Source organism: Thalassiella azotivora (genome assembly GCF_054781695.1).
The window spans coordinates 83,792-107,575 of the sequence record NZ_BAAGTX010000014.1 but is presented as its reverse complement, the minus strand read 5'-3'; the positions used below and the strand labels follow the sequence as shown (position 1 = coordinate 107,575).

At 72.7% G+C, this 23,784-nt stretch carries 21 protein-coding genes; 17 read left to right on the top strand and 4 right to left on the bottom strand.

The window, feature by feature from the left end; translation table 11 throughout:
* Positions 1–17: 17 nt before the first annotated feature.
* Positions 18–1,235, bottom strand: coding sequence for a DNA recombination protein RmuC (locus ACYVQV_RS11475; RefSeq protein WP_461023417.1), 1,218 nt, complete (start codon positions 1,233–1,235; stop codon positions 18–20).
* Between the two features lie 199 nt (positions 1,236–1,434).
* Between ACYVQV_RS11475 and ACYVQV_RS11470 the strand changes: the two genes are divergently transcribed.
* The 7 genes from ACYVQV_RS11470 to ACYVQV_RS11440 all read left to right on the top strand — a co-directional run bounded on the left by ACYVQV_RS11470 (position 1,435) and on the right by ACYVQV_RS11440 (position 10,054).
* On the top strand, positions 1,435–2,037 hold the full coding sequence (locus tag ACYVQV_RS11470; protein ID WP_461023416.1) for a class I SAM-dependent DNA methyltransferase: 603 nt from the start codon (positions 1,435–1,437) through the stop codon (positions 2,035–2,037).
* A 12-nt stretch (positions 2,038–2,049) separates the two neighbouring features.
* The gene (gene ychF, locus ACYVQV_RS11465) at positions 2,050–3,129 is read left to right on the top strand and encodes a redox-regulated ATPase YchF (protein WP_461023415.1); all 1,080 of its coding nucleotides are present in this window, start codon (positions 2,050–2,052) and stop codon (positions 3,127–3,129) included.
* A gap of 233 nt (positions 3,130–3,362) precedes the next feature.
* On the top strand, positions 3,363–5,090 hold the full coding sequence (locus tag ACYVQV_RS11460; protein ID WP_461023442.1) for an ABC transporter family substrate-binding protein: 1,728 nt from the start codon (positions 3,363–3,365) through the stop codon (positions 5,088–5,090).
* A 127-nt stretch (positions 5,091–5,217) separates the two neighbouring features.
* Complete coding sequence (locus ACYVQV_RS11455; RefSeq protein WP_461023414.1) at positions 5,218–6,750, top strand: ABC transporter permease; 1,533 nt, start codon at positions 5,218–5,220, stop codon at positions 6,748–6,750.
* Between the two features lie 27 nt (positions 6,751–6,777).
* A complete protein-coding gene (locus ACYVQV_RS11450; RefSeq protein ID WP_461023413.1) occupies positions 6,778–7,836 on the top strand; it encodes an ABC transporter permease in 1,059 nt (352 codons plus the stop codon).
* The gene (locus ACYVQV_RS11445) at positions 7,836–8,990 is read left to right on the top strand and encodes an ABC transporter ATP-binding protein (protein WP_461023412.1); all 1,155 of its coding nucleotides are present in this window, start codon (positions 7,836–7,838) and stop codon (positions 8,988–8,990) included. Before ACYVQV_RS11450 ends, ACYVQV_RS11445 begins: the two co-directional genes overlap by 1 nt.
* Positions 8,987–10,054, top strand: coding sequence for an ABC transporter ATP-binding protein (locus tag ACYVQV_RS11440; RefSeq protein WP_461023411.1), 1,068 nt, complete (start codon positions 8,987–8,989; stop codon positions 10,052–10,054). Before ACYVQV_RS11445 ends, ACYVQV_RS11440 begins: the two co-directional genes overlap by 4 nt.
* Positions 10,055–10,103: 49 nt before the next feature.
* Here the strand turns inward: ACYVQV_RS11440 and ACYVQV_RS11435 are convergent, their stop codons facing one another.
* Positions 10,104–10,802, bottom strand: a complete 699-nt coding sequence (locus ACYVQV_RS11435; protein ID WP_461023410.1) for a VIT1/CCC1 transporter family protein — start codon at positions 10,800–10,802, stop codon at positions 10,104–10,106.
* Positions 10,799–11,131 (bottom strand): 4a-hydroxytetrahydrobiopterin dehydratase, encoded by a 333-nt coding sequence (locus ACYVQV_RS11430; RefSeq protein WP_461023409.1) that lies wholly within the window; start codon positions 11,129–11,131, stop codon positions 10,799–10,801. The genes ACYVQV_RS11435 and ACYVQV_RS11430 overlap by 4 nt, the downstream gene beginning before the upstream one ends.
* A 60-nt stretch (positions 11,132–11,191) precedes the next feature.
* Here ACYVQV_RS11430 and ACYVQV_RS11425 point away from each other — a divergent pair, with 60 nt between their 5' ends.
* From ACYVQV_RS11425 to ACYVQV_RS11380, 10 genes are all read left to right on the top strand, one after another.
* A complete protein-coding gene (locus ACYVQV_RS11425) occupies positions 11,192–11,662 on the top strand; it encodes a (deoxy)nucleoside triphosphate pyrophosphohydrolase (protein ID WP_461023408.1) in 471 nt (156 codons plus the stop codon).
* Between the two features lie 207 nt (positions 11,663–11,869).
* On the top strand, positions 11,870–13,621 hold the full coding sequence (locus ACYVQV_RS11420; RefSeq protein WP_461023407.1) for a BCCT family transporter: 1,752 nt from the start codon (positions 11,870–11,872) through the stop codon (positions 13,619–13,621).
* A gap of 7 nt (positions 13,622–13,628) precedes the next feature.
* Positions 13,629–13,847 (top strand): hypothetical protein, encoded by a 219-nt coding sequence (locus tag ACYVQV_RS11415; protein WP_461023406.1) that lies wholly within the window; start codon positions 13,629–13,631, stop codon positions 13,845–13,847.
* A 103-nt stretch (positions 13,848–13,950) separates the two neighbouring features.
* Positions 13,951–15,825, top strand: coding sequence for a translational GTPase TypA (gene typA / locus ACYVQV_RS11410; RefSeq protein ID WP_461023405.1), 1,875 nt, complete (start codon positions 13,951–13,953; stop codon positions 15,823–15,825).
* 5 nt (positions 15,826–15,830) lie between these two features.
* Entirely contained in the window at positions 15,831–16,757 is a 927-nt protein-coding gene (gene mshB / locus ACYVQV_RS11405; protein WP_461023404.1) for an N-acetyl-1-D-myo-inositol-2-amino-2-deoxy-alpha-D-glucopyranoside deacetylase, read from the top strand.
* 257 nt (positions 16,758–17,014) lie between these two features.
* Positions 17,015–19,018 carry an AAA family ATPase gene (locus tag ACYVQV_RS11400; protein ID WP_461023403.1) on the top strand — a complete coding sequence of 668 codons (2,004 nt, stop codon included), beginning with the start codon at positions 17,015–17,017 and terminating at the stop codon, positions 19,016–19,018.
* A 9-nt stretch (positions 19,019–19,027) separates the two neighbouring features.
* Positions 19,028–19,579 (top strand): flavin reductase family protein, encoded by a 552-nt coding sequence (locus ACYVQV_RS11395; RefSeq protein WP_461023402.1) that lies wholly within the window; start codon positions 19,028–19,030, stop codon positions 19,577–19,579.
* A gap of 109 nt (positions 19,580–19,688) precedes the next feature.
* Entirely contained in the window at positions 19,689–21,476 is a 1,788-nt protein-coding gene (locus ACYVQV_RS11390; RefSeq protein ID WP_461023401.1) for a VanW family protein, read from the top strand.
* A 211-nt stretch (positions 21,477–21,687) separates the two neighbouring features.
* Entirely contained in the window at positions 21,688–22,212 is a 525-nt protein-coding gene (locus ACYVQV_RS11385; protein WP_461023400.1) for a hypothetical protein, read from the top strand.
* Between the two features lie 85 nt (positions 22,213–22,297).
* Positions 22,298–22,666 carry a hypothetical protein gene (locus ACYVQV_RS11380; RefSeq protein WP_461023399.1) on the top strand — a complete coding sequence of 123 codons (369 nt, stop codon included), beginning with the start codon at positions 22,298–22,300 and terminating at the stop codon, positions 22,664–22,666.
* Between the two features lie 39 nt (positions 22,667–22,705).
* On the opposite strand, the gene ACYVQV_RS11375 is transcribed toward ACYVQV_RS11380, so the two are convergent.
* Positions 22,706–23,695: a GNAT family N-acetyltransferase gene (locus tag ACYVQV_RS11375; RefSeq protein ID WP_461023398.1), complete on the bottom strand. Its 990-nt coding sequence runs from the start codon at positions 23,693–23,695 to the stop codon at positions 22,706–22,708.
* Between the last annotated feature and the right edge of the window lie 89 nt (positions 23,696–23,784).

The window sequence follows — 23,784 nt, the reverse complement described above, 5'->3', positions numbered from 1 at the left end:
CGTCCTGGCGGTCATGCTCAGGACGCGGCGACCGCGCGGCCGTCCCGGGTGCCGTGCCGCGGGTCGTCGTCCGGGTCGTCACGGTGCTCGACGAGCTCGGGGGCGGCCAGCGGTCGCGGCGCGGTCTCCAGCGGTTCGGGCGCGTCCAGGGTGTCGTCGGTGGCACCGAGGTCGTGCATCCGCCGGGCCGTGACGAGCACGCGACGCTCGAGGCTGCCGACCATGCCGTTGTAGTCCTCGACCGCCCGGTGCAGCGCCCGGCCGAGCCGCTCGACGTGCCCCCCGAGCCCGGCCAGCCGCCGGTACAGCTCCTGGCCGACCTCGTGGAGCTCGCGCGCGCTGCCCGCGAGGGCGTCCTGCTGCCAGGTGACGGCGACGGTGCGCAGCAGCGCCAGCAGGGTGGTCGGGGTCGCGAGGACGACCCGCCGCCCCATCGCGTGCTCGAGCAGCCCGGGGTCGGCCTCGCACGCGGCCGCGAGGAACGACTCGCCGGGGACGAAGCAGACGACGAGCTCCGGACCGGGCGTGAACGCCGTCCAGTACTCCTTGGCGGCGAGCGCGTCGACGTGCCCCCGCAGCGCCTTGGCGTGGGCGGCGGTGGCCTGGGAGCGCCGTCGGGCGGCCGTCGGACCGTCCTCGTCGGGCCGCTCGTCCTGGGCCGACTCGAGGAACGAGGCGAGCGGCGCCTTGGCGTCGACGACGACGTGCTTGCCACCGGGCAGGTGGACGACCGCGTCCGGCCGGACCTGCTGACCGGCGGCGTTGACCCCGGTCGCCTGGGTGGTGAAGTCGACCCGGGCGAGCATCCCGGCGTGCTCGACGACGCGGCGCAGCTGGACCTCCCCCCAGGCGCCACGGGCGTTGGGGGAGCGCAGGGCGCCGGCCAGGGCGGCGGTCTGCGCCCGCAGCGCCTCGCCGGAGGCCTGGACGGCCGTCAGCTGCGCGTCGAGGCGGCTGAACTGGTCGACCCGGTCACGCTCGAGCGTGGCGACCTGCCGCTCGACGCGTGCCAGGCTCGAGGTGAGCGGCGCCAGGGCCAGGGCGAGCTCGGCGTCCTCGCGCGCCGCCGTCTCCAGGTGCTGCACGCGCTCCCGGAGCAGGTCGCGCTCCGCGGTCAGCCCGGCCGTCGTGGCGGCCAGGCGGTCGGAGGAGCGCCCGCGCAGGGCGACGGCGGTGCCGACGGCACCGAGCGCCGTCCCGGCGAGGAGGGCGAGCAGGATCGGCAGCAGGTCCATGCCCCGGACTGTGGCAGCAGCCGGCGACAGCGCCGTCGCCGGCGCGCCGAGTCGGACGGACGCGCCGTCGCGGCGCGCGCACCGGCGGCGTGTTCGTCCGACTCGGCAGGGGGTGGGCGGGTGGGGCAGGGTGGGGACGGCGGGTTGCGGGGGCGAGTTGCGGGGGCGGGTGGGCGACGGCGGCGGCGATGATGGCCCGGTGACGCACCAGGACACCCCCGCCAACCGCTGGCTCGCCGAGACCGGGGGCACGCGCGGCGCGCAGTACGCGGCCCGCTTCGACGCGCTCGAGGCCTCGGGGGCCGACGTCCACGGTGAGGCCGACTTCGTGGACCGCCTGCTGGAGCCGGGCAGCCGGGTGGTGGACGGCGGCTGCGGCACGGGCCGCGTCGGGCGCGAGCTGGCCCGTCGCGGTCACCGGGTCGTGGGCGTCGACCTCGACGGGTCGATGCTCGCCGAGGCGCGGCGCCGCGCTCCGGACCTGACGTGGCACCACGCGGACCTCCTCGACGTCGCGGCCGAGGACGTCGACGCGCCCGTGGACGCCGTGGTGCTCGCCGGCAACGTGGTCGTCTACCTGACGCCGGGGACGGAGCAGGACGTCGTCGCCCACCTGGCCGGGTGGCTGCGGCCCGGCGGTCTGCTCGTCGCCGGGTTCGCCGCGGACCGGGAGGTCACCCCGCGGCGCTACCGGGAGTGCTGCGCGGCCGCCGGGCTGACCGAGGTGGCCGCGCACGCCGGCTGGGACGGCGCCCCGGAGGACCTCACCTCTGGGTACGTCGTCCTCGTGCACCGCCGGTAGGCTGCTGTCCCCGTGGCCCTCACCATCGGAATCGTCGGACTGCCCAACGTCGGCAAGTCCACCCTCTTCAACGCGCTGACGAAGAACGAGGTGCTCGCCGCGAACTACCCGTTCGCGACGATCGAGCCCAACGTCGGTGTCGTCCCGCTGCCGGACGCGCGCCTGCCCGTCCTGGCCGAGATCTTCGGCAGCGCGCGGATCCTCCCGGCCACCGTGTCGTTCGTGGACATCGCCGGGATCGTGCGCGGCGCCAGCGAGGGGGAGGGGCTGGGCAACAAGTTCCTCGCGAACATCCGCGAGGCCGACGCGATCTGCCAGGTCATCCGCGCCTTCGACGACCCCGACGTGGTCCACGTCGACGGCCGGGTGGACCCCGCCTCGGACATCGAGACGATCAACACCGAGCTCGTGCTCGCCGACCTGCAGACCCTGGAGAAGGCCGTCCCGCGGCTGGAGAAGGAGGTCAAGGGCAAGAAGGCCGACGCCGCGCTGCTCGAGGCCGCCCGCCAGGCCCAGGAGGTCCTGGAGAAGGGCGACACGCTCTTCGCCGGTGGCCGCCACATCGACCCCGACCGGCTGCGCGAGCTGCAGCTGCTCACCACCAAGCCGTTCATCTACGTCTTCAACCTCGACGAGGACGAGCTCGGTGACGACGCCCTGCGCGCGCGGCTGCAGGCCCTCGTCGCGCCGGCCGAGGCGGTGTTCCTCGACGCCAAGATCGAGTCCGAGCTCGCCGAGCTGGACCCGGAGGAGGCCGCCGAGCTGCTCGCCGGCATCGGGCAGGACGAGTCCGGCCTCGACCAGCTCGCCCGGATCGGCTTCGACACCCTGGGCCTGCAGACCTACCTCACGGCCGGGCCGAAGGAGACGCGCGCCTGGACCATCGGACGCGGCTGGACGGCGCCCCAGGCGGCCGGTGTGATCCACACCGACTTCCAGCGCGGCTTCATCAAGGCCGAGGTGGTCTCCTTCGACGACCTCGTGGACGCCGGTTCGATGGCCGAGGCCAAGGCCCGCGGCCGGGTGCGGATCGAGGGCAAGGACTACGTGATGGCGGACGGCGACGTCGTGGAGTTCCGCTTCAACGTGTGAGCACCGCCTGAGCGACGTGTGAGCCGTTCGGGTGCCCGCGTCACGGCGCGGTCCCGGCCCGGCCACCGGGTGGTCTCATCTCGATAACACCCCTGGGCGAGTCCTTGCGGGTGCTGTCACACGTGGTGTTTGTTTGCGGCGACCCAACAGCGGGCCGGCGCGCGTGCGCCGTTCCGGGGCGGTCACCGCCCCGACCCGCAGCACCCAGAGGGAGGACCCCCACCTTGAGCAGCATGCGCAAGGGCGCCAAGTACGTGGCGCTGTTCGCCGCCGGCTCGATGGCGTTGGCCGCCTGCTCCACCGGCGGCGACGACACCGAGGACGACGCGGCGGGCGACGGCACCACGCAGCAGACCGTCACGGTGGCGTACGAGCAGGAGTTCGGCTCGTACAACAACAACACCGCCGAGGAGAACGCGGTCCAGAACACGATCGTCCTCAACCAGGTGCTCCGCGGCTTCTGGTTCTTCGGCGCGGACGGCAGCGTCCAGCCCGACGAGGAGTTCGGCACCTTCGAGAAGACCAGCGACGACCCGCTGACGGTCTCCTACGAGATCAACGAGGACGCCACCTGGTCCGACGGCGAGCCGATCGACTGCGACGACATGCTGCTCACGTGGGCGGCCAACTCCGGCGCGTACACCACCGGTGAGGTGGACGAGGACGGCAACGACGTCCTGCTGTTCTCCACGGCCGGCACCACCGGGTACGAGCTCATGGAGAAGCCCTCCTGCGAGGACGGCGACAAGACGCTCGAGATCACCTACACCGAGCCGTTCGCCGACTGGATCTCGATGTTCGGCGCCGGTGGCATCATGCCGGCGCACATCGTGGAGGAGCAGTCGGGCACCGAGGACCTCATCGCGGCCATCGAGGCCGACGACACCGAGGCCCTGACCCCGGCGGCCGAGTTCTACAACACCGGCTGGGTGTTCAACCCGGGCGAGCTGAACGAGGAGATCATCCCCTCGGCCGGCCCGTACAAGCTGGTCGGCTGGGAGGCCGGTCAGTCCCTCACGCTCCAGGCGAACGAGGAGTGGTGGGGCACCCCGGCGAAGGCCAGCGACGTCGTCATCCGGATCATCTCCGGTGAGCAGCAGGCGCAGGCCCTCCAGAACGGCGAGGTCCAGCTCATCGCCCCGCAGCCGCAGGTCGACATCGTCCAGCAGCTCGAGGCCATCGGTGACTCCGTGACCGTCGAGGGCGGCGAGGACTACACCTACGAGCACCTCGACTTCAACTTCGGGTCCGCCTTCTCCGACCCGGAGCTGCGTCGTGCGTTCGCGCTGTGCGTCCCGCGCCAGACGATCGTGGACAACCTGATCAAGCCCGTGAACCCGAACGCGCAGGTCATGGACTCGCGCTACGTGTTCCCGTTCCAGGCCGAGTACGAGGACGTGGCCAGCGCCATCACCGACGGCAGCTACGAGCAGGTCGACGTCGCCGGCGCCAAGGCCATCCTCGACGCCAAGGGCGCGGCCGGCACCACCGTCCGCATCGGCTACCAGACGCCGAACCCGCGTCGTACCGCAGTGGTCCAGCTCATCCGCGACTCCTGCAACCAGGCCGGCTTCGACGTCCAGGACGCCGGCCAGGAGGACTTCTTCGGCAACGGCCTGGCCAACGGCAACTTCGACGTGGCCCTGTTCGCCTGGGCCGGCTCGCCGCTGGTGACCGGCTCCTCGTCGACGTTCGTCACGAACGGCGGCAACAACAACGGCAAGTACTCCAACCCGCAGGTGGACCAGCTCGTCAGCGAGCTGAACGTCACCCCGGACCTGGACGCCCAGCAGGAGCTCATCAAGCAGATCGAGACCATCCTGTGGAACGACCTGGCGACGATCCCGATCTTCGCCTTCCCGGGTGTCATCGCCTTCGACTCCAACCTCGAGGGCGTGCAGTACCAGCCGTCGCAGTCGGACATCACCTGGAACATGCACGAGTGGAACGTGGCGTCCTGACGCCGCTCGGTGTGACCGGCGGCTGACCGTCGCCACCCGCAGGGGCCGGGAGCCCGTCGCTCCCGGCCCCTGCTCTACCGTGTGTTGTCCCCTGGAGCCACAAGCTCCCTGACCGGAGGTCCGACCGGTGCTCGTCTTCATCGTTCGACGTCTGTTCGTGTCGTTCTTCGTCCTCCTGGCCGCGACGTTCCTCATGTACGTCCTGACGGCCAACGCGGGTGACCCGCTGGAGGACCTCTACACGGACCAGTCGCCCAACCGCGACCAGAAGATCGCGGCCCGCACCGAGGCCCTCGGCCTCGACCAGCCGGTCGCCCAGCGCTACCTCGGCTGGTTGGGCGGGGTCTCCAAGTGCCTCGTGCCCGGTGCCGGGTGCGACCTCGGCGTGAACCGCAACGGGCAGGACGTCAGCGCTCTGCTGGCCCAGGCCCTCACCGCGACCCTGCAGCTCGTCGTCACCGCCGCGGTGCTCGCCATCATCCTCGGCGTCGGGATCGGCATCGTCACCGCGCTGCGCCAGTACAGCGGCTTCGACTACTCGATCACCTTCGCGTCGTTCCTCTTCTTCTCGCTACCGATCTTCTGGGTCGCGGTGATGCTCAAGCAGTACGCAGCGATCGAGTTCAACAACTGGCTCTCCGACCCGGTGATCCCGCTCCCCGCGATCGTCGTCCTGTCGGTGGTGAGCGGGCTGTTCTGGATGGCCGTCATCGGCGGCAACCGGTCCCGTCGCCTGACCGTCCTGGCCGGTGCCGCCGTCGCGACCGCGCTGGTGCTGTTCTTCCTGTCCAGCACCCGCTGGTTCGCCGAGCCCGGGCTCGGGATCGGGGCCGTCGCCGTCCTGGCGGTCGGCTTCGCGTTCCTCTCCACGCTGCTCATCGCCGGGTTCACCCGGCGCAAGGTGCTGTACGCCGCCCTGGCGACCGCCGCCGCGGGGATCGTCTCCTACTTCGCCACCGGGCCCGTGCTGATCAACCCCACGTGGTGGCACATCCTGGCGCTGGTGGCCATCACCGTCGCCGTGAGCGCGGTCATCGGCAAGGTGGTCGGCGGTGAGATCGACGGCGCCCAGGCGATCAAGGTCTCCGTCCTCACCGGTCTCCTCACCGGTCTGACGATCTTCGTCCACCACGTGCTCGACGCCGTCCCGACGTACAGCCGGATGGTGGGCGGGCGCATCGTGTCCACGGTCGGCTCCCAGACCCCGAACTTCCGCGGGGACTTCTGGGAGGTCTTCCTGGACAAGCAGACCCACGTCATCCTCCCGACGCTGGCGCTGATCCTCATCTCCTTCGCGACCTACGTCCGGTACACCCGCTCGAGCATGCTCGAGGTGATGAACCAGGACTACGTGCGCACCGCCCGGGCGAAGGGCCTGACCGAGCGCACCGTGGTCATGCGCCACGCCTTCCGCAACGCGCTCATTCCGGTCACGACGCTGATGGCCTTCGACTTCGCCGCCATCGTCGGCGGGGCGGTCATCACCGAGCAGGTGTTCGCGTGGAGGGGCATGGGCACGCTGTTTGCCAACGGGCTGGAGCAGGTGGACCCCAACCCGGTGATGGCCTTCTTCCTCGTCACCGGGACGGCGATCGTGATCTTCAACATGGTCGCCGACATCCTCTACGCCTACCTCGACCCCCGCATCCGCCTGTCCTGACCCGGACGTCCCCAGGAGCTCCCCAGGATGAACACGACACCGATGCCCGGCACTCCGGAGACCCCGGCGAACCCGGCACCACGGGACAACCCCGACGACCCCGTCGACGCGAAGCAGGCGCCAGCCGGCGGGGCCCCGGACACCGCCGCCGAGGGCATGGCCATCCAGGCCATGACCCAGGGCCAGCTCGTCCGCCGGCGGTTCTTCCGCCACCGCGGGGCCCTCGCAGGCATGGTCGCCCTCGCGATCATCATCGTGCTGGCGTTCTCGTCGCTCGGCTTCGCCGGGATCCCCGGCTGGTGGGACAAGAACTACTACTCCACCGGCGCCGTCATCGACGGCGGCCGGCCGACGATCGACGTGCTGCCCTCCTTCGTGGACGGTGACGGACTCGGCATCGGCGCGAACCCGTTCGGCCAGGACGACATCGGCCGCGACTACTTCGCGCTCACGATGCGCGGCGCCCAGCAGTCGATCGTCATCGCCTTCATCGTGGGCCTGGTCGCGACCGTCACCGGCGCCGTGATCGGCGCCTTCGCCGGGTACTTCCGCGGCTGGGTCGAGAGCGTGCTGATGCGCTTCACCGACGTCATGATCACGATCCCGGTCCTCGTCATCGCGGCGGTCCTCGGCCGACGCTACGGCTCCGCCGGTATCGTTCCGCTGGCGATCGTCCTCGGCCTGGTGACCTGGACCGGCTTGGCCCGGCTGGTGCGCGGTGAGTTCCTCTCGCTGCGCGAGAAGGAGTTCGTCGAGGCCGCCCAGGCGATGGGCGCCAAGAGCAGCCGCATCATCTTCCGGCACATCCTGCCGAACACGCTCGGGGTCATCATCGTCTCGGCGACCCTCGCGGTGGCGTCCGCCATCCTTCTCGAGACCGCGATCAGCTACCTGGGCTTTGGTGTTCAGGCACCGGACACTTCGCTGGGCTCGCTTATCTCTCTGTACGAAACGGCCTTCAGCACCCGCCCCTGGTTGTTCTGGTGGCCCGGCCTGTTCATCGTCGCCATCGCCCTCGCCGTGAACTTCATCGGCGACGGCCTGCGTGACGCCTTCGACCCCCGACAGACCAGGGTGCGTGCCTGATGACCGACTCCACCGTCCCCCGTCGCAACCCCGGACCGAGCGGCCACGGCGACCCCGTCGGCGCCGAGGCGGGTCAGACCCTGATCACCAGCGGGTGGGGGTCGACCGACCAGGCGATCCGCCCGCCGACGGACACCGAGCTGCTGCGGGTCGAAAACCTCACCGTGCAGTTCCCGACCGAGGACGGCGTGGTCAACGCCGTCCGCGGGGTGTCCTACTCGCTGCGTGAGCGGGAGGTCCTCGGCATCGTCGGGGAGTCCGGCTCCGGCAAGTCGGTGTCCTCGATGGCGGTCATGGGGCTGCTGCCGAAGACCGCCCGCATCAGGGGCTCGATCGCCTTCCGCGGCCAGGAGCTGCTGACCATGTCGCCTAAGGAGCAGCGCTCCCTGCGCGGTAGCAAGATCGCGATGATCTTCCAGGACCCGATGACGGCGCTGAACCCCGTCTACACGATCGGCGACCAGCTCGCCGAGGCGGTGCGCTCGCACGAGGTGATGACGAAGAAGCAGGCTCTCGGCCGCGCTGAGGAGATGCTCGACCTCGTCGGCATCCCGCAGCCCAAGCAGCGTCTGCGCAACTACCCGCACGAGTTCTCCGGCGGCATGCGGCAGCGGGCGATGATCGCGATGGCGGTCATCAACAACCCCGACGTCATCATCGCCGACGAGCCGACGACGGCCCTCGACGTGACCGTCCAGGCGCAGATCCTCGAGAAGCTCATCGAGGTCAAGGACGCCGTGAACGCGGCCATCGTCCTCATCACGCACGACCTCGGCGTCGTGGCGGGGATGGCGCACCGGGTGCTGGTCATGTACGCCGGCCGGCCGGTGGAGATCGGCGACACGGACAGCGTCTTCTACCGGCCGCGGATGCCGTACACGGCGGGTCTGCTCGGCTCCATGCCCGACCTGGCCGGTGACGAGGAGCGGCTGCGGCCGATCCAGGGCGCCCCGCCCTCGCTGATCAACCTGCCGCAGGGGTGCCCGTTCAACCCCCGGTGCCCGCTGGCGACGGACGTCTGTCGCAGCGACGAGCCGGCCCTGCGGCCCGTCGACGACCACCAGCACGTGGCCGCCTGCCACCACTGGGAGCGGCTGGCCGAGGAGAGCGACCCGACCGCCTTCTTCCGCACCGAGAGCGAGATCGCCCGATGAGCGTCCAGACCGACGAGCACCCGCAGCGCGAGCCCGGGGCGGTCGACCCGGACGCGCACCTGCTGACCGTGCGGGACCTGGTGATGAACTTCCCGGTCAAGGGCGGGGGCCTGCTGCGCAGCGTCGTGGGGCACGTCCAGGCCGTCAGCGGGGTCAGCTTCCACGTCGACGCGGGGGAGACGCTCGGTGTCGTCGGGGAGTCCGGCTGCGGCAAGTCCACGACCGGACGCGCCGTCCTGCAGCTGCACAAGCCCACCGCGGGCTCGGTCCGGTTCGAGGGCAAGGAGCTCACCGAGCTGGACGCCAAGGACCTGCGCGCCGTCCGCCGCGACCTGCAGATCGTCTTCCAGGACCCGTACGCCTCGCTGAACCCGAAGATGCCGGTCAACGACATCATCGGCGAGCCGCTGAAGATCCACGGGATCTGGGACCAGGTCGGGGGCAAGAAGCGGGTCGCCGAGCTGCTCGAGCTCGTCGGCCTCAACCCCGAGCACGGCAACCGGTACCCGCACGAGTTCTCGGGCGGCCAGCGCCAGCGCGTCGGCATCGCCCGCGCCCTGGCGCTCGAGCCGAAGATGCTCGTCCTCGACGAGCCGGTCTCCGCGCTCGACGTGTCGGTGCAGGCCGGTGTGGTGAACCTGCTCGAGGACCTGCAGGACCGGCTCGGGTTGGCGTACATGTTCATCGCCCACGACCTGTCGGTCGTGCGGCACATCTCCGACCGCGTCGCCGTCATGTACCTCGGCAAGATCGTCGAGGTCGGCTCGAAGGACGACGTGTACGAGCGCCCGATGCACCCGTACACCCAGGCCCTGCTGTCCGCGGCTCCGACCGCCGACCCGGAGGCGGAGCGCAAGCGCGAGCGCGTCATCCTCGCCGGTGACGTGCCCAGCCCGCTGAACCCGCCGTCCGGCTGCCGGTTCCGCACCCGCTGCTGGAAGGCGCAGGACATCTGCGCCACGGAGGAGCCGAAGCTGCTCCCGCACGGTGAGGCCGGCGGGCACGTGGCCGCGTGCCACTTCGCCGAGGTGAACACGAAGGTCACCGCCGTCCACGGCGCCTGACCGCCGCCGCGCCGTCGTCCCCGCCGGGGACGGCGGCGCGGCGCACCGGTCAGAGCGCGACGGAGCCCACGGCGGTGCCGATCGCGTAGGTGACGCCCATGGTCAGCCAGCCGACGACGACGTTGCGGGCCGCCGCGCGCGCCCGCGGGGCGCCCCCGGCGACGGCGCTGAGGACGCCCGTGGCCGTCAGCGCGACGGTGACGGCGACGACGGTCACCGGGACCCGGGCCGCGTCGGGCGGCAGGGCGATGGCGGCCAGGGGCAGCAGCGCCCCCACGGTGAAGGCGAGCATCGACGCCCAGGCCGCCTGCCACGGGTCGGTGCGCTCGGTCGGGTCGATGCCGAGCTCGGCGCGGGCGTGCGCGGCCAGCGCGTCGCGGCGGGTGAGGTCCTGGGCGACCTGCGCCGCGAGGTCCGGACGCAGGCCGCGGTCCACGTAGATCGCGGTCAGCTCCGCCAGCTCCTGGGCGGGCATCGTCTCCAGCTCGTGGCGCTCCCGGGCCAGGGCAGCGGCCTCCGTGTCCCGCTGGGCGCTGACGGAGACGTACTCGCCCCCGGCCATGGACAGGGCCCCGGCGACGACCCCGGCGAGCCCGGCGACGAGCAGCGTCCCGCGGTCGGCGGTGGCCCCGGCGACGCCGACGACGAGCCCCGCGGTGGAGACGATGCCGTCCTGGGCGCCGAGGACCCCGGCCCGCAGCCGGTTGAGCCGTGCGGCCAGCGACGCCTCGACCGGGCCCCGGTTCACTGCGGCGCCCGGTGCCCCGGGCTCTCGACGACCTCGACCCCCAGCCGGGCTGCCTCCTGCGCGACCCGGTGGGCGAGCTCGACGTCGAGCTGGGTCACGCCGCCCGCGGAGTGGGTGCTGAGCGACAGGTGGACCGTCCGCCACCGGATGTCGATGTCCGGGTGGTGGTCCATCTCCTCCGCGACCTCCGCCACGGACCGCACCAGCTCGACGCCGGTGAGGAACGCCGGTGCCGTGTAGGAGGCCGTCAGCGCCTCCCCCTGGGACGTCCAACCGGGCAGGTCGGCCAGCTGCCGGGTGATCTCGTCCCGCTCGAGTCGTCGTGCCACGGGCCCACGCTCGTGCACCCGCGCGGCGCCGTCAACGTCCACGCGTGCCAAGGTGGCCCGGTGACCAGCCCCGACCCCGGACCCGACGGCGTCACGCCGACCGACGGCCGGGCGCCCGTGGTGGGCGCGGCCCTGGTCGACGACGTCGACCGCCCGACCACGCTGCTCGCCGCCCGGCGCACGGAGCCCGCCCACCTGGCGGGCGGCTGGGAGATCCCCGGCGGCAAGGTCGAGCCGGGGGAGGACCCCGTCGCGGCGCTGCACCGCGAGGTGCGCGAGGAGCTCGGCGTCGAGGTCCGGCTCGGTGCCGAGGTCGTCGCCCCGGACGGCGTGGGCTGGGACCTGCCACCGCGGCACGTGATGCGCGTGTGGCTCGCCGTCGTGACCGCGGGGGTGCCCCAGCCGCTCGAGGACCACGACCTGCTGCGCGTCGTCCGCCTCGACGACTGGTCCGTGGTGCCCTGGCTGCCCGCGGACGTACCCGTCGTCCGCGCCGTCGCGGGGCTGGCACCGCCGCGCGCCGGCGCGTGACCGCGACGTGACCATGACGTGATCGGCAGGCGGGACGGCCCCGGCCCGCGTGACGGTCTCGTGACGGTCCCGGCACCGCCCCCGGTTCGAGTTGCGAGCAGGGCCCGGGTCCGGTCATGGTCGGATACGGCCTGTTGGCCGTCCGCCCTCCCCGTCACGGTGGTCGACCGCCCGCGGGCCGGACTGTCCCCAGACGGAAGGCCCACTGTGACCCGAGCAGCAGACAGCCCGCCGGCGACGGCGGGGGACCCCCACGACACCGGCGGCGTGCGCATCGGGCGGGGGAGCATCGCGCCGTACGTGTTCTGGCCCGCCCTCGTGCTCATCGGTGGCTTCGTCCTCTTCGCGGCGATCGCGCCGGAGACGGCCGGGGAGGCCATCGGGGGCGTCCAGAGCGGCATCATCGACAGCCTCGGCTGGTACTACGTGCTGCTCATCGCCGCGTTCGTCGTGTTCTGCCTGTGGGTGGGTGCCAGCCGCTTCGGCGACATCCGGCTCGGCCGGGACGACCAGGCCCCCGAGTTCGGCCTGCGCTCCTGGTTCGCGATGCTGTTCAGCGCCGGGATGGGCATCGGCCTGGTGTTCTGGGGCGTGGCTGAGCCGCTCAACCACTTCGTGGCCCCGCGCCCGGGCTTCGAGGGTGACACCGAGGCCTCGGCGGCCCAGGCGATCACGCAGACGTACCTGCACTGGGGCGTGCACGCGTGGGCGATCTACGTCGTCGTGGGCCTCGCCGTCGGCTACGCCGTGCACCGGCGGGGTCGTCCGGTCTCGATCCGGTGGGCGGTCGAGCCGCTGCTCGGCGACCGGGTCAAGGGCCGCCTCGGCGACCTGATCGACGTCGTCGCCGTCGTCGGGACCGTGTTCGGCGTCGCGACGTCCCTGGGCTTCGGGGTCGCACAGATCGCCGCCGGCTTCGAGTTCACCGGCATCGCCGACAGCACGACCGCCCTGCAGGTCGGTCTCGTCGTCGGGATCACGGCGGTCGCCACGATGTCGGTCGTCACCGGCCTGGGGCGCGGGATCAAGTGGCTGTCGAACGTCAACATGGGGCTGGCCGTCGCGATCCTGCTCGCGGTCCTCGTGCTCGGTCCGACGATCTTCCTGCTGCGCGAGTTCGTCCAGTCGTTCGGCGACTACTTCGCCAACGTCGTCCGCCTGACGTTCAACGTCAGCGCGTTCCGCGGCGAGGAGGGCGAGGCGTTCCAGGCCGCCTGGACGACGTTCTACTGGGGCTGGTGGATCTCCTGGGCGCCCTTCGTCGGGGTGTTCATCGCCCGGATCTCGCGCGGGCGGACGATCCGCGAGTTCGTCACCGGCGTGCTCGTGGTGCCGACGCTCGTGAGCTTCCTGTGGTTCTCGGTGATGGGTGGCACGGCGCTGTACCGGGAGATCTTCGGTGGCGGCGGCCTGGTAGGCGAGGACGGCACCGTCGGGACCGAGGCGGCCCTGTTCGGGATGCTCGACGGACTGCCCGGCGGCTCGGTCATCGTCGGCGTGGCGATCCTGCTCATCGTGACCTTCTTCGTCACCTCGTCCGACTCCGGCTCGCTCGTCGTGGACATGCTCGCCTCCGGGGGCGACCCGGACCCGCCGGTGTGGAGCCGGGTGCTGTGGGCGGTGCTCGAGGGCGCCGTGGCCGCGGTGCTGCTCGTGGTCGGTGCGGCGTCGGGCGCGAACGCCCTCTCCGCGCTGCAGACCGCGTCGATCATCACGGCCCTGCCGTTCAGCCTCGTGATGATCCTCATGATGGTCTCGCTGGTGAAGGTGCTGCGGCACGAGCACAGCACCATGCTCCGACGCCGCCAGCTGCGCGAGCTCGAGCACCTGACGGAGCGGGTCAGCGAGAACCTGGCCGACACCGCCGCGACCAGCGGCAGCAGCGGCAACGGCACCGGCACCCGTTCCCCGGCGAGCGCCCCCGCCGCGGCGGGGGACCGGCGCGCGTCGCGCGGCTGACCGTCGCGTGCTGCTCGTCGTCGTCGGCGACCGCGAGGCGGCCGAGGCGGTCCGCGACCACCTCCTCGCGGAGGGCGTCCCGGCCGAGGTCCACCGGGAGGCGCTCGCCGGCGACGACGACGCCGAGGACGCACAGTGGGTGGTCGCGCTGGCCGCGGAACCGACCCGCCGGGAGCACCTGGAGCGGCTGGCGGACGAGCACGACGGGTGGGTCGAGGAGGCCTGACCGGGGGCGGCCGGGAGGAGGCTCGCCGTCGCCGCGTCCGGGCGACCGCGACCCGGCCTCTACGATGGACCTTCCAACCCCCTCCCGGAACGAGTGCCCCCGCATGCCCACGCGCACCCGCGACGACGTCCGCAACGTCGCCATCGTCGCCCACGTCGACCACGGCAAGACCACCCTCGTCGACGCCATGCTCTGGCAGTCCGGCTCGTTCGGTGAGCACCAGCACGTCGACGAGCGGGCGATGGACTCCGGCGACCTGGAGCGCGAGAAGGGCATCACGATCCTCGCCAAGAACACGGGCGTCCGGTACACCGGGCCGTCCGCGCCCGAGGGCGGGGTGACGATCAACATCATCGACACCCCCGGGCACGCCGACTTCGGCGGCGAGGTCGAGCGCGGCCTGTCGATGGTGGACGCCGTCTGCCTGCTCATCGACGCCTCCGAGGGACCGCTCCCGCAGACCCGGTTCGTGCTCCGCAAGGCCCTCGCCGCCCGGCTGCCCGTCGTCCTCGTGGTCAACAAGGTCGACCGGCCGGACGCGCGGATCGCCGAGGTCGTCGACGAGACGTACGAGCTGTTCATGGACCTCGACGCCACCGAGGACCAGATCGAGTTCCCGATCGTGTACGCCTCGGCGAAGGCCGGGCGCGCGTCGCTCGAGCGGCCTGCGGACGGGGGGCTGCCGGACAGTCAGGACCTGGAGCCGCTGTTCCGGACGATCATGGAGCACGTCCCCGCTCCGGTGTACGACGACGAGGCCCCGCTGCAGGCGCACGTCACCAACCTCGACGCGTCGCCGTTCCTCGGCCGCCTGGCGCTGTGTCGGGTCCACCAGGGCACGCTGCGCAAGGGCCAGCAGGTCGCCTGGTGCCGCGCCGACGGCAGCCAGCAGCGCGTCAAGATCACCGAGCTGCTGATGACGGAGGCGCTGGACCGCAAGCCCGCCGAGGAGGCGGGCCCGGGCGACATCGTCGCCATCGCGGGCATCGCGGAGATCACCATCGGGGAGACGCTCGCCGACCCGGAGGACCCCAGGCCGCTGCCGCTGATCACCGTCGACGAGCCCGCGATCTCGATGACCATCGGCACGAACACCTCCCCGCTGGCCGGCCGCACCAAGGGTGCGAAGGTCACCGCCCGGCTGGTGAAGGACCGGCTCGACCGCGAGCTGGTCGGCAACGTCTCGCTGCGCGTCCTGCCGACCGAGCGCCCCGACGCCTGGGAGGTGCAGGGCCGCGGCGAGCTGGCGCTGGCGATCCTCGTCGAGCAGATGAGGCGCGAGGGCTTCGAGCTGACCGTCGGCAAGCCGCAGGTCGTCACCCGTGAGGTCGACGGCAAGGTGCACGAGCCCGTGGAGCGCCTGACGATCGACGCCCCGGAGGAGTACCTGGGCGCCATCACCCAGCTCCTGGCCGTCCGCAAGGGCCGGATGGAGCAGATGACGAACCACGGCACCGGCTGGGTGCGGATGGAGTTCCTCGTCCCGTCCCGTGGCCTGATCGGCTTCCGCACCGAGTTCCTCACCGAGACCCGCGGCACGGGCATCGCCCACCACGTGTTCGAGGACTACGAGCCGTGGTTCGGAGAGCTGCGTACGCGGCCGTCCGGGTCGCTGGTCGCCGACCGGGCCGGCGCGGCGACGTCCTACGCGATCGCGAACCTGCAGGAGCGCGGCACGCTCTTCGTGGGCCCGACGACCGAGGTGTACGAGGGCATGGTCGTCGGCGAGAACTCCCGCGCCGACGACATGGACGTCAACATCACCAAGGAGAAGAAGCTCACCAACGTCCGCTCCAACGCGGACGAGCTGGAGCGCCTCGTGCCGCCGCGCGCGCTCTCCCTGGAGCAGTCCCTGGAGTTCTGCCGCGAGGACGAGTGCGTCGAGGTCACCGCCGACGCGGTCCGGATCCGCAAGGTCGTCCTGGACGCCAACAACCGCGAGAAGCAGCGCGGCAAGGCGCGTCGCCCCCAGGGCTGAGCGACGTGGACGGCGGCGCGAGCGCGACGACGGGGCGGCAGCGGCTGCTCCTCGTGCACGCCCACCCCGACGACGAGAGCATCCAGAACGGCGCCACCATGGCCCGCTACGCGGCGCAGGGGGTGCACGTCACGCTCGTGACCTGCACCCGCGGTGAGCGCGGCGAGGTCATCCCGGCGCGTCTCGCGCACCTCGAGGGGGACGGCGACGCGCTGGCCGCCGTCCGCGAGCGCGAGCTGGCGGACGCGGTGGCGGCGCTGGGCGTGCGCGACCACCGGTTCCTCGGCGAGGACGCCGGGGCGCGGTACGTCGACTCGGGCATGGCGTACGCCGAGGACGGCAGCGTCGTGCCCGCCCCGGACACCGCCGCCGACGCGTTCGCCCGGGTGCCGCTCGACGAGCCGGCCACGCACCTGGCCCGGGTGCTCCGGCAGGTCCGTCCGCACGTGGTGGTGACCTACGACCCCGGTGGCGGGTACGGGCACCCCGACCACGTCCGGACCCACGAGGTGACGACCCGTGCGGTGGAGCTGGCCGCGGACCCCGGCGCGACGGTGCGTGGCCCAGCCGCGGGCGAGCAGGACGCGGTCGAGCCCTGGTCCGTGCCCCGGGTCTTCTGGACCGTCGCGCCCCGCGAGGCGACGCTGGCCGCGTGGCGCGCGCTGGCCGCCGCAGGGGCCCGGGCGCCGGACCCGGACGGCCCGCTGCCGAGCATGCTCGTCCCCGACGACGAGGTGACCACCACCGTGGACGCCGCCCCCCACCTGCCGGCGAAGGTCGCGGCGCTGCGCGCCCACGCCACCCAGGTCGTGGTCACCGGGAGCACGTTCGCGCTGTCCAACGGCGTCCACCAGCCGCTGACCGGGGTCGAGCACTACCGGATGGTGCGGCCCAACGGACCAGCCGCGCCGGCGGACGACCTGTTCGGCTGAGCAGCCCGCTGACCCGCCCGGCTGACCCGCCGTGGCGGTGGCGGGCGGGCCGCCGTCGTCCGGTCCGCTGGACGGCCGGCACGCTCGGTGACGCGGGTGCGCCGGTCGGGCGACGGCTGCGGGGCCGTGTGGGTGAACCAGGCGTCGCGGAGCGCGGTGGGCGGCTGTGATGGGGGTTCACCCCGCCCCAGCGGGGGAACCACCAGGGTGACCGCCGGCCCGCTGCCGGGGTGGCGGACGCCGAGAGGAGCCCACCCGTGCCAGCGCCGAGCAGGACCCGACCGCGACCCGCCGCCACCCGCCGGCCGACCGGTGCCGACGCCGCCCGCCCGGCCCCGCGGCGGGACAGCGCCGACGTCGGGCAGGCCCGCGAGCGCACGCGCCAGCGCCGGATCGGGCGCGTCCTGCTCGTCCTCGCGCCGGTCGCCGCCTACCTGTGGTTCCGCCTGCTGACCGGGGACCCGGTCGGGATGCCGTCGCTGCCAGCGGTCGACCCGATGTACGTCATGGTCGGCGTGTTCTTCGTCGTCCTCGTCGTCGTCCTGCTCGGCACGACGGTGGCGGCGGGCCGTTCGCCGCACGTGACCTACCGTCCCGAGCAGATCTCCGTGCGGATGGACGACGTCAAGGGCCTGGCTCCGGTGAAGGAGGACGTGGGCCGTTCGCTGGACCTGTTCCTCGCCGGGCGCAGCTTCCGCCGGGACATGGGCGGCACCCCCCGTCGTGGACTGCTGTTCGAGGGGTCCCCGGGGACCGGCAAGACCCACATGGCCAAGGCGATGGCGGCGGAGGCCGGCGTCCCGTTCCTGTTCGTGTCGGCCACCTCGTTCCAGTCGATGTACTACGGGGCCACCGCCCGCAAGATCCGCTCGTACTTCAAGGCGCTGCGCAAGGCCGCCCGGGCGGAGGGCGGCGCGATCGGCTTCATCGAGGAGATCGACGCCATCGCCACCGCGCGCGGCGGGATGCGCTCGTCGGCCGTGGCGCACCCGGCGTCCGGCCTGCTGGGGTGCGGGGGCCTGGAGGGCCTGCCGACCGTGGGGGGCGTCTCACCGGCGGCCGGGTGGGCCCACGCGGCGGGAGCGGCGGAGCCCGGGCCGGTGGTGTCCCGGGTGACGTCCGAGGGGGTCGGTGGGGTCGTCAACGAGCTGCTCGTGCAGATGCAGTCGTTCGACGAGCCGACCGGCTGGCAGAAGGTGCAGTCGAAGGCGGTGGACGCCGTCAACCTCTTCCTGCCCGCGCACCGCCAGGTGCCCCGGCCGCGTCCGGAGCCCGTCGACGTCATGCTCATCGCCGCGACGAACCGCGCGGACGACCTCGACCCGGCGCTGCTGCGTCCCGGCCGCTTCGACCGGCGGCTCACGTTCGACCTGCCGGACAAGGCGGGCCGGCGCGAGATCATCGACCACTTCCTCGACCGCAAGGCCCACGCCGCCGAGCTCGACGACATCGAGCGCCGCGACGCCCTCGCCGGGGTGACCCAGGGGTACAGCCCGGTGCAGATCGAGCACCTGATGGACGAGGCGCTCGTCAACGCGATCCGCCGCGAGGGCACCGAGATGACCTGGCGGGACCTGGAGGAGGCCCGGCTCGTGGTCTCCGTGGGTCTCGGTCAGCCCGTGGGCTACACCGAGCACGAGAAGCGGCTCATCGCCACGCACGAGGCGGGTCACGCCACGGTCGCCTACCTCGTCGCACCGCACCGGCGGCTGGAGATCCTCACCATCGTCAAGCGCGCCAGCGCGCTCGGCCTGCTCGCGCACGGTGACGCGGACGACGTCTACACGCGCTCGCGCTCGGAGCTGGCCGACCTCGTCAAGATCGCGATGGGTGGGCAGGTGGCCGAGGAGCTGTTCTTCGGCGACGTCTCGACCGGTCCGAGCGGCGACCTGCAGTACGCCACGGGTGTCGCGGCGCAGATGGTCGGTGCCGCGGGCATGTGCGGGACGCTCGTGTCCTTCGCGGCGGTGCAGGGGTCGGCGCTGTCCGGCTCCAACCTCGTGGGCCGCGTCCTCGCGGACGGCGACGGCCGCCGGATGGTGGAGGAGCTGCTGCAGGAGCAGCGGGACCACGTGCGCGGTCTGCTCGGCCGCAACCGGCACCTGGTGGCGGCGCTGCGCGACGCCCTGCTGGAGCGCCACGAGCTGATCGGGCACGAGATCACCGACGTCCTGCTCGCCGCCGCCCCGGCGGACACCGACGACCCGGCCGTGATCGACCTCGCAGCCCTGGAGCGCGGGGCCGACCGGCCGCGCACGTAGCCTGGCGGGGTGAGCGAGCCCCTGCGCGCCGGGACCGAGAGGTCGCCCGCACCCCCGGACGGCCCGGTGCCGGTCCCGGTGGACGTCGGGACCTTCCGCCGCGCCGTCGGGCGGTTCCCCACCGGGGTGTGCGTGGTGACCACGTTCGCCGGGTCGCACGACCACGCGATGACGGCGAACGCCTTCACGTCGGTGTCGCTGGAGCCGCTGCTGGTGCTGGTGTGCGTGGAGGCCGACGCGCGGTTCCACGACGCGGTGCTGGAGTCCGGGGTGTGGGGGGTCAGCGTCCTGGACGAGACCGCCCGCCGGGAGGCCGAGTGGCTCGCCAGCCCCGGCCGCCCGGTGCTCGGCCAGCTGGACGGGGTCGCCCACCACCGGGGCGCCCGCACGGGCGTCGCCCTGCTCGACCACGCGCTGGCGACCCTGGAGTGCGTCACGGACGCCGTCCACCCCGCGGGGGACCACAGCATCGTCGTCGGCCGGGTCGTCGGCGTCGGCCTGGTCGACACCGGCACCGGGCCGCTGGTGTACCACCGCAGCGGGTACCGCCGGCTGGCCTGAGCCGAGGTACCTGCGCAGACCCTCCACACGTCGCCGGCGGGTGCACCAGCGCTCGGCCCCTAGACTGGTGACCCGCCGGGCGGGGGTCGCCCGGGTGCGGAGGGACGTAGTGACGGTCGGGGCGACGCAGCAGGTCGACGTGTCCGAGGGGGAGCGTGACGGGCGCGAGTGGCACAAGCCCTGGACCTGGCCGTGGCCCTGGCTGCTGGGCGGGGTCGTCGCCCTCCTGCTCGTGCTGTACGGAGTGACCGCCTGGGCCGTCTCCGGGCGCGTCCCGTCGGGGACCACCGTCGCCGGGGTGGAGGTCGGCGGCCAGGACCGGGCCGGTGCCCTCGCCGTCCTGGAGGCCGAGCTGGCTCCCCGGCTCGACGACCCGCACCCCGTCACCGTCGGCGACGCCCGCGACGAGGTCGACCCGACCGCCGCGGGCCTCGAGGCGGACCTGCCCGCCACCGTCGACGGGCTCGTGGGGTTCAGCCTCGACCCGCGCCGGATCTGGAGCCAGTTCGTCGGCACCTCCGAGGCGGACGTCGTCACCTCGGCGGACGAGGACGGTCTGCGGGAGGTCCTCGACGACCTCGCCGGGCGGGTGCGCTCCGACGTCGTCGAGGGCGACGTGACGTTCGACGGGGCGACCCCGGTCGTGGTCGAGCCGTCGCAGGCCCGCGAGCTGCGCACCGGCGAGGCCGTCGAGGTGCTGCAGGAGGAGTGGCCGTCCGCGGGCCCGATCGCCCTGCCCGCCGACGTCCAGCGACCGGAGATCGGCCGCGACGCGGTGGACCGCGCCGTGGAGGAGCTCGCCGGGCCGGCGACGTCGGGGCCGCTGACGGTCGTGGTCGGCGACGTCCCGACCGAGCTGCCCGCCGCGGCCGTCGCGCCGGCCCTGTCGATGGAGCCGGAGGACGGCGAGCTGGCCCTGCGCGTGGACGGCGAGGCGCTCAAGGCCGCGGTCCTCGCGGCCAACCCGACGCTCCAGGCTGAGCCGAAGGACGCCCAGGTCGTCATCCAGGACGGAGCGCCCGTCGTCGTCCCGGCTGCTGCGGGCGTCACCATCGACGCGGCCCAGCTCGCGCAGGCCGCGCTGCCCGCGCTGACCTCGGCGGAGCGCACGGCGACGCTGGACACCGCCGTGGCCGAGCCCGAGCTCACGACGGAGGAGGCGCAGGCCCTCGGCGTCAAGGAGGTCGTCTCCGAGTTCTCCAGCCGGCTGACGCCGGACGCGGGACGCACGGAGAACCTGCGGATCGCGGCCAACACCGTCAACGGCACGCTCCTGCTGCCGGGCGAGACGTTCTCCCTCAACGAGACGCTGGGGGAGCGCACCCGGGAGAAGGGCTACAACGCGGCGGGCGCCATCTCCGGCGGCCGGTTCATCAGCGACGTCGGCGGCGGCGTGTCGCAGATGGCCACGACCCTGTTCAACGGGATGTTCTTCGCCGGCCTCGAGGACGTCGAGCACAAGGCCCACTCGCTGTACATCTCCCGGTACCCCGAGGGCCGCGAGGCCACCGTCAACTGGAACAACGTCGACCTGAAGTTCCGCAACAACTCCGACTACGGCGTACTCATCGAGTCGTGGGTCGCGGGCGGGCAGGTGCACACGCGGTTCTGGAGCACGAAGGTCTGGGACATCGAGGCCGGCAAGAGCGGGCGGTACAACCACCGCGAGCCGCGCACCATCTACGACCCGTCGCCCGACTGCACCGCGCAGGGCGCCCAGTCCGGCTTCGACGTGGACATCACCCGCGTGTTCAAGCAGGGCGGCCAGACCGTCAAGACGGAGGAGTTCACGACCCGCTACTCCGCGCAGAACCGGGTCGTGTGCGCGCCGGAGCCCAGCCCCACGCCGACCGTCCCCTCGCCGGCCGGCACTGCGGGGGCCGACGGCACGGGCTAGGCACAGCCATGGCGCCCCCTACGTGCGTCCTCGGCGACGTCCGGTCTCGATTTGATCTTGCCATGGTCAATGGCTAGGTTCACTGGCGCTGGAAGGCCGGTTGCCTAGCCAGCTCACCTCCACACGACCACCGCGATCTGCGGCTACCCCTTGCCCTCTCGTCCCAGACGGCAAGGGGCAGCCGTGCGTCGTCTTCCAGACAAGGGTCCTGATGAAGTTGCTGAGTGCGTACTCGAAGCCCGTAGCCGGCGTCGTGACCGTCGCCATTGCACTGACGATCTCCACCGCGTCGGCGGCCGTCGCCGTCTCACCCCTACCGGGGGAGCGCCCGACCGATCCGGTGGCTACCAGCGAGGCGGTCTCGTTCACACTCAGCGAGGAGGACCTCCGGCGTGGCATCGAGGCGGGGCACGCAGGTTCGACGCCGACCGACTCGCCGGGGTTGGACCTCCCCGGGGACAAGGGGCAAGAGCAGACCGAGGCCGTGGCGATTCCCGCTGTGGCGATCGCTGCGGCTGCGTGGTGCGCCCGCGGCGCGCTCTCGAGTGTCCCGACGACCGCACTGTCGGACATCCTCGCCGGCAAGAAGTCGAGTTTCAAGACCTACGTCTGGAACGCAGTCATCGGCTGCCTGGTAGGCGAAGTCGGTGGCGTCCTGTGGCGAGTGGTTCCACCGTGGGCCAAGCAGAAGGCCATCCATGCTGTGATCGCCATGCTCATCCGCTGGCGGTCCTGACCATCAGACTAGGCTCTCGCCTTCCCGTGCGGACCTCGCACGGGAAGGCGAGATCGCGACCAACTCGCTTCCCTCAAGGAGCATCGTGAGCACGCTCGTCGTCCTCTGCGTCTTCGTCCTGATGGGTGTTGCCACGCTACTCGCCGCGGTGACCGGGTACCGGGGCCACGTGTGCACGCCAGGCGTCGGTTACTCGGTGCCGCCGGACGTGCGACACGACCCCGAGCTGTGTCGTCGAGCGAACGAGCTGGTCGCCTTCTGGTGCACCGGCGCCACGATCATGTCGCTACCGCCCGTGGTCCTCGTCCTGTTGGCGACCGGTGGGGGAGGGGACGACGGACTGACGCTGCCCATGCTCATCTTCCTGGCGGCGTACGGGACGGTGGTCACGTGCATCGCCCTGCACCCCTTCGAGAAGATCAAGCACCTCGGGCGAGCATCTGAATCACGGTGAGACCGGGACCTCGAGTCGGTTCCAGGCGCTGCGGCACCGTCAACGGCCGTCGCGAGGCGGCGCCAGGTAGTGGTAGGCGTGGTGCCCGGTGAACCCGGTGGCCTCGTACAGGGCCCGTGCCGGGGCGTTCGCCGCCTCGACCTGCAGGTACGCGAAGCGGGCACCGGCGTCCCGGCCGTGGGCGAGCAGGGCGGTCAGCACGGTGCGGGCGAGGCCTCGACGCCGGTGTGAGCCGGCGACCTGCATGGCCGCGACGCCGGCCCAGCCACGGGCGACGGCGACGCGTCCGACCGCCACCGTGACGCCGTCCACCACGACCGACGCGAAGCGCTGGTGCGGCGCGGCGGTCAGCACGTCCACCGCCACGGGCGGCAGCGCCTGCCCGCGGTAGCGGTACAGGTCCAGCCACGCCCGGTCCGGCCGCTCGGTCAGGCGCACGGCAGGGTCCGCGTCGCGGTCCGGGTCCGGCAGGTCGCGCAACCGCCGCGTCATCACCACGGTGCCGTCGTCCGGGACCCAGCCGCGCTCCTGCAGGGCGCCCAGGGTCCCGTCGTCGGGGAAGCGCCGGTCACCGGTCAACGGCACCGGCACCTGCACCGACGCGGCGAGCCCGCGCGCGGCGTACCACCCACGGACCGTCGTCAGCGCGTCGTCCAGCTCCGACCCGGGGTCCCCGACGGCGAGCGCGGAGTTCGCGCGGCGCGTGAAGCCCCCGGCCGCCCGCAGCAGCCACCCGCCGAGCCGCTCGGACTCCAGCCCCGGCCACCCGAGGGCCGCGACCCGCTCCAGCGCCGCCGGTGACGACGCGTCGGTGACGGTGCGGGGCGGGACGACGCGGACGGCCACGACGTCCGCCGCCGGCACGCGCACGGGTGGCCCGTCGTCCGGCAGGACGTCCACACCCCGCTCCGACACCGCCACGAGCTCGCCGACGACGTCCGTCGCGCGGCCGTCCGGGAGGCGGTGGCGTACGGCCACGCGGCGTCCCACGTCCTGCGGTGTCAACGACGTCCGCGGCGTCCTGGTCACCTGGTGACCCTCCTGCGCGTCGGGGGCGGCCGTCCGCGATACTAGGGGCGACCACGCACGACCCTGCCCGAGCGGGCTCAAGGAGGCAT

Coding starts and splice junctions, on each gene's coding strand:
- ACYVQV_RS11475 (WP_461023417.1), bottom strand. CDS start 1,235: ATGGACCTGCTGCCGATCCTGCTCGCCCTCCTCGCCGGGACGGCGCTC.
- ACYVQV_RS11460 (WP_461023442.1), top strand. CDS start 3,363: ATGCGCAAGGGCGCCAAGTACGTGGCGCTGTTCGCCGCCGGCTCGATG.
- ACYVQV_RS11450 (WP_461023413.1), top strand. CDS start 6,778: ATGAACACGACACCGATGCCCGGCACTCCGGAGACCCCGGCGAACCCG.
- ACYVQV_RS11445 (WP_461023412.1), top strand. CDS start 7,836: ATGACCGACTCCACCGTCCCCCGTCGCAACCCCGGACCGAGCGGCCAC.
- ACYVQV_RS11440 (WP_461023411.1), top strand. CDS start 8,987: ATGAGCGTCCAGACCGACGAGCACCCGCAGCGCGAGCCCGGGGCGGTC.
- typA (WP_461023405.1), top strand. CDS start 13,951: ATGCCCACGCGCACCCGCGACGACGTCCGCAACGTCGCCATCGTCGCC.
- ACYVQV_RS11385 (WP_461023400.1), top strand. CDS start 21,688: ATGAAGTTGCTGAGTGCGTACTCGAAGCCCGTAGCCGGCGTCGTGACC.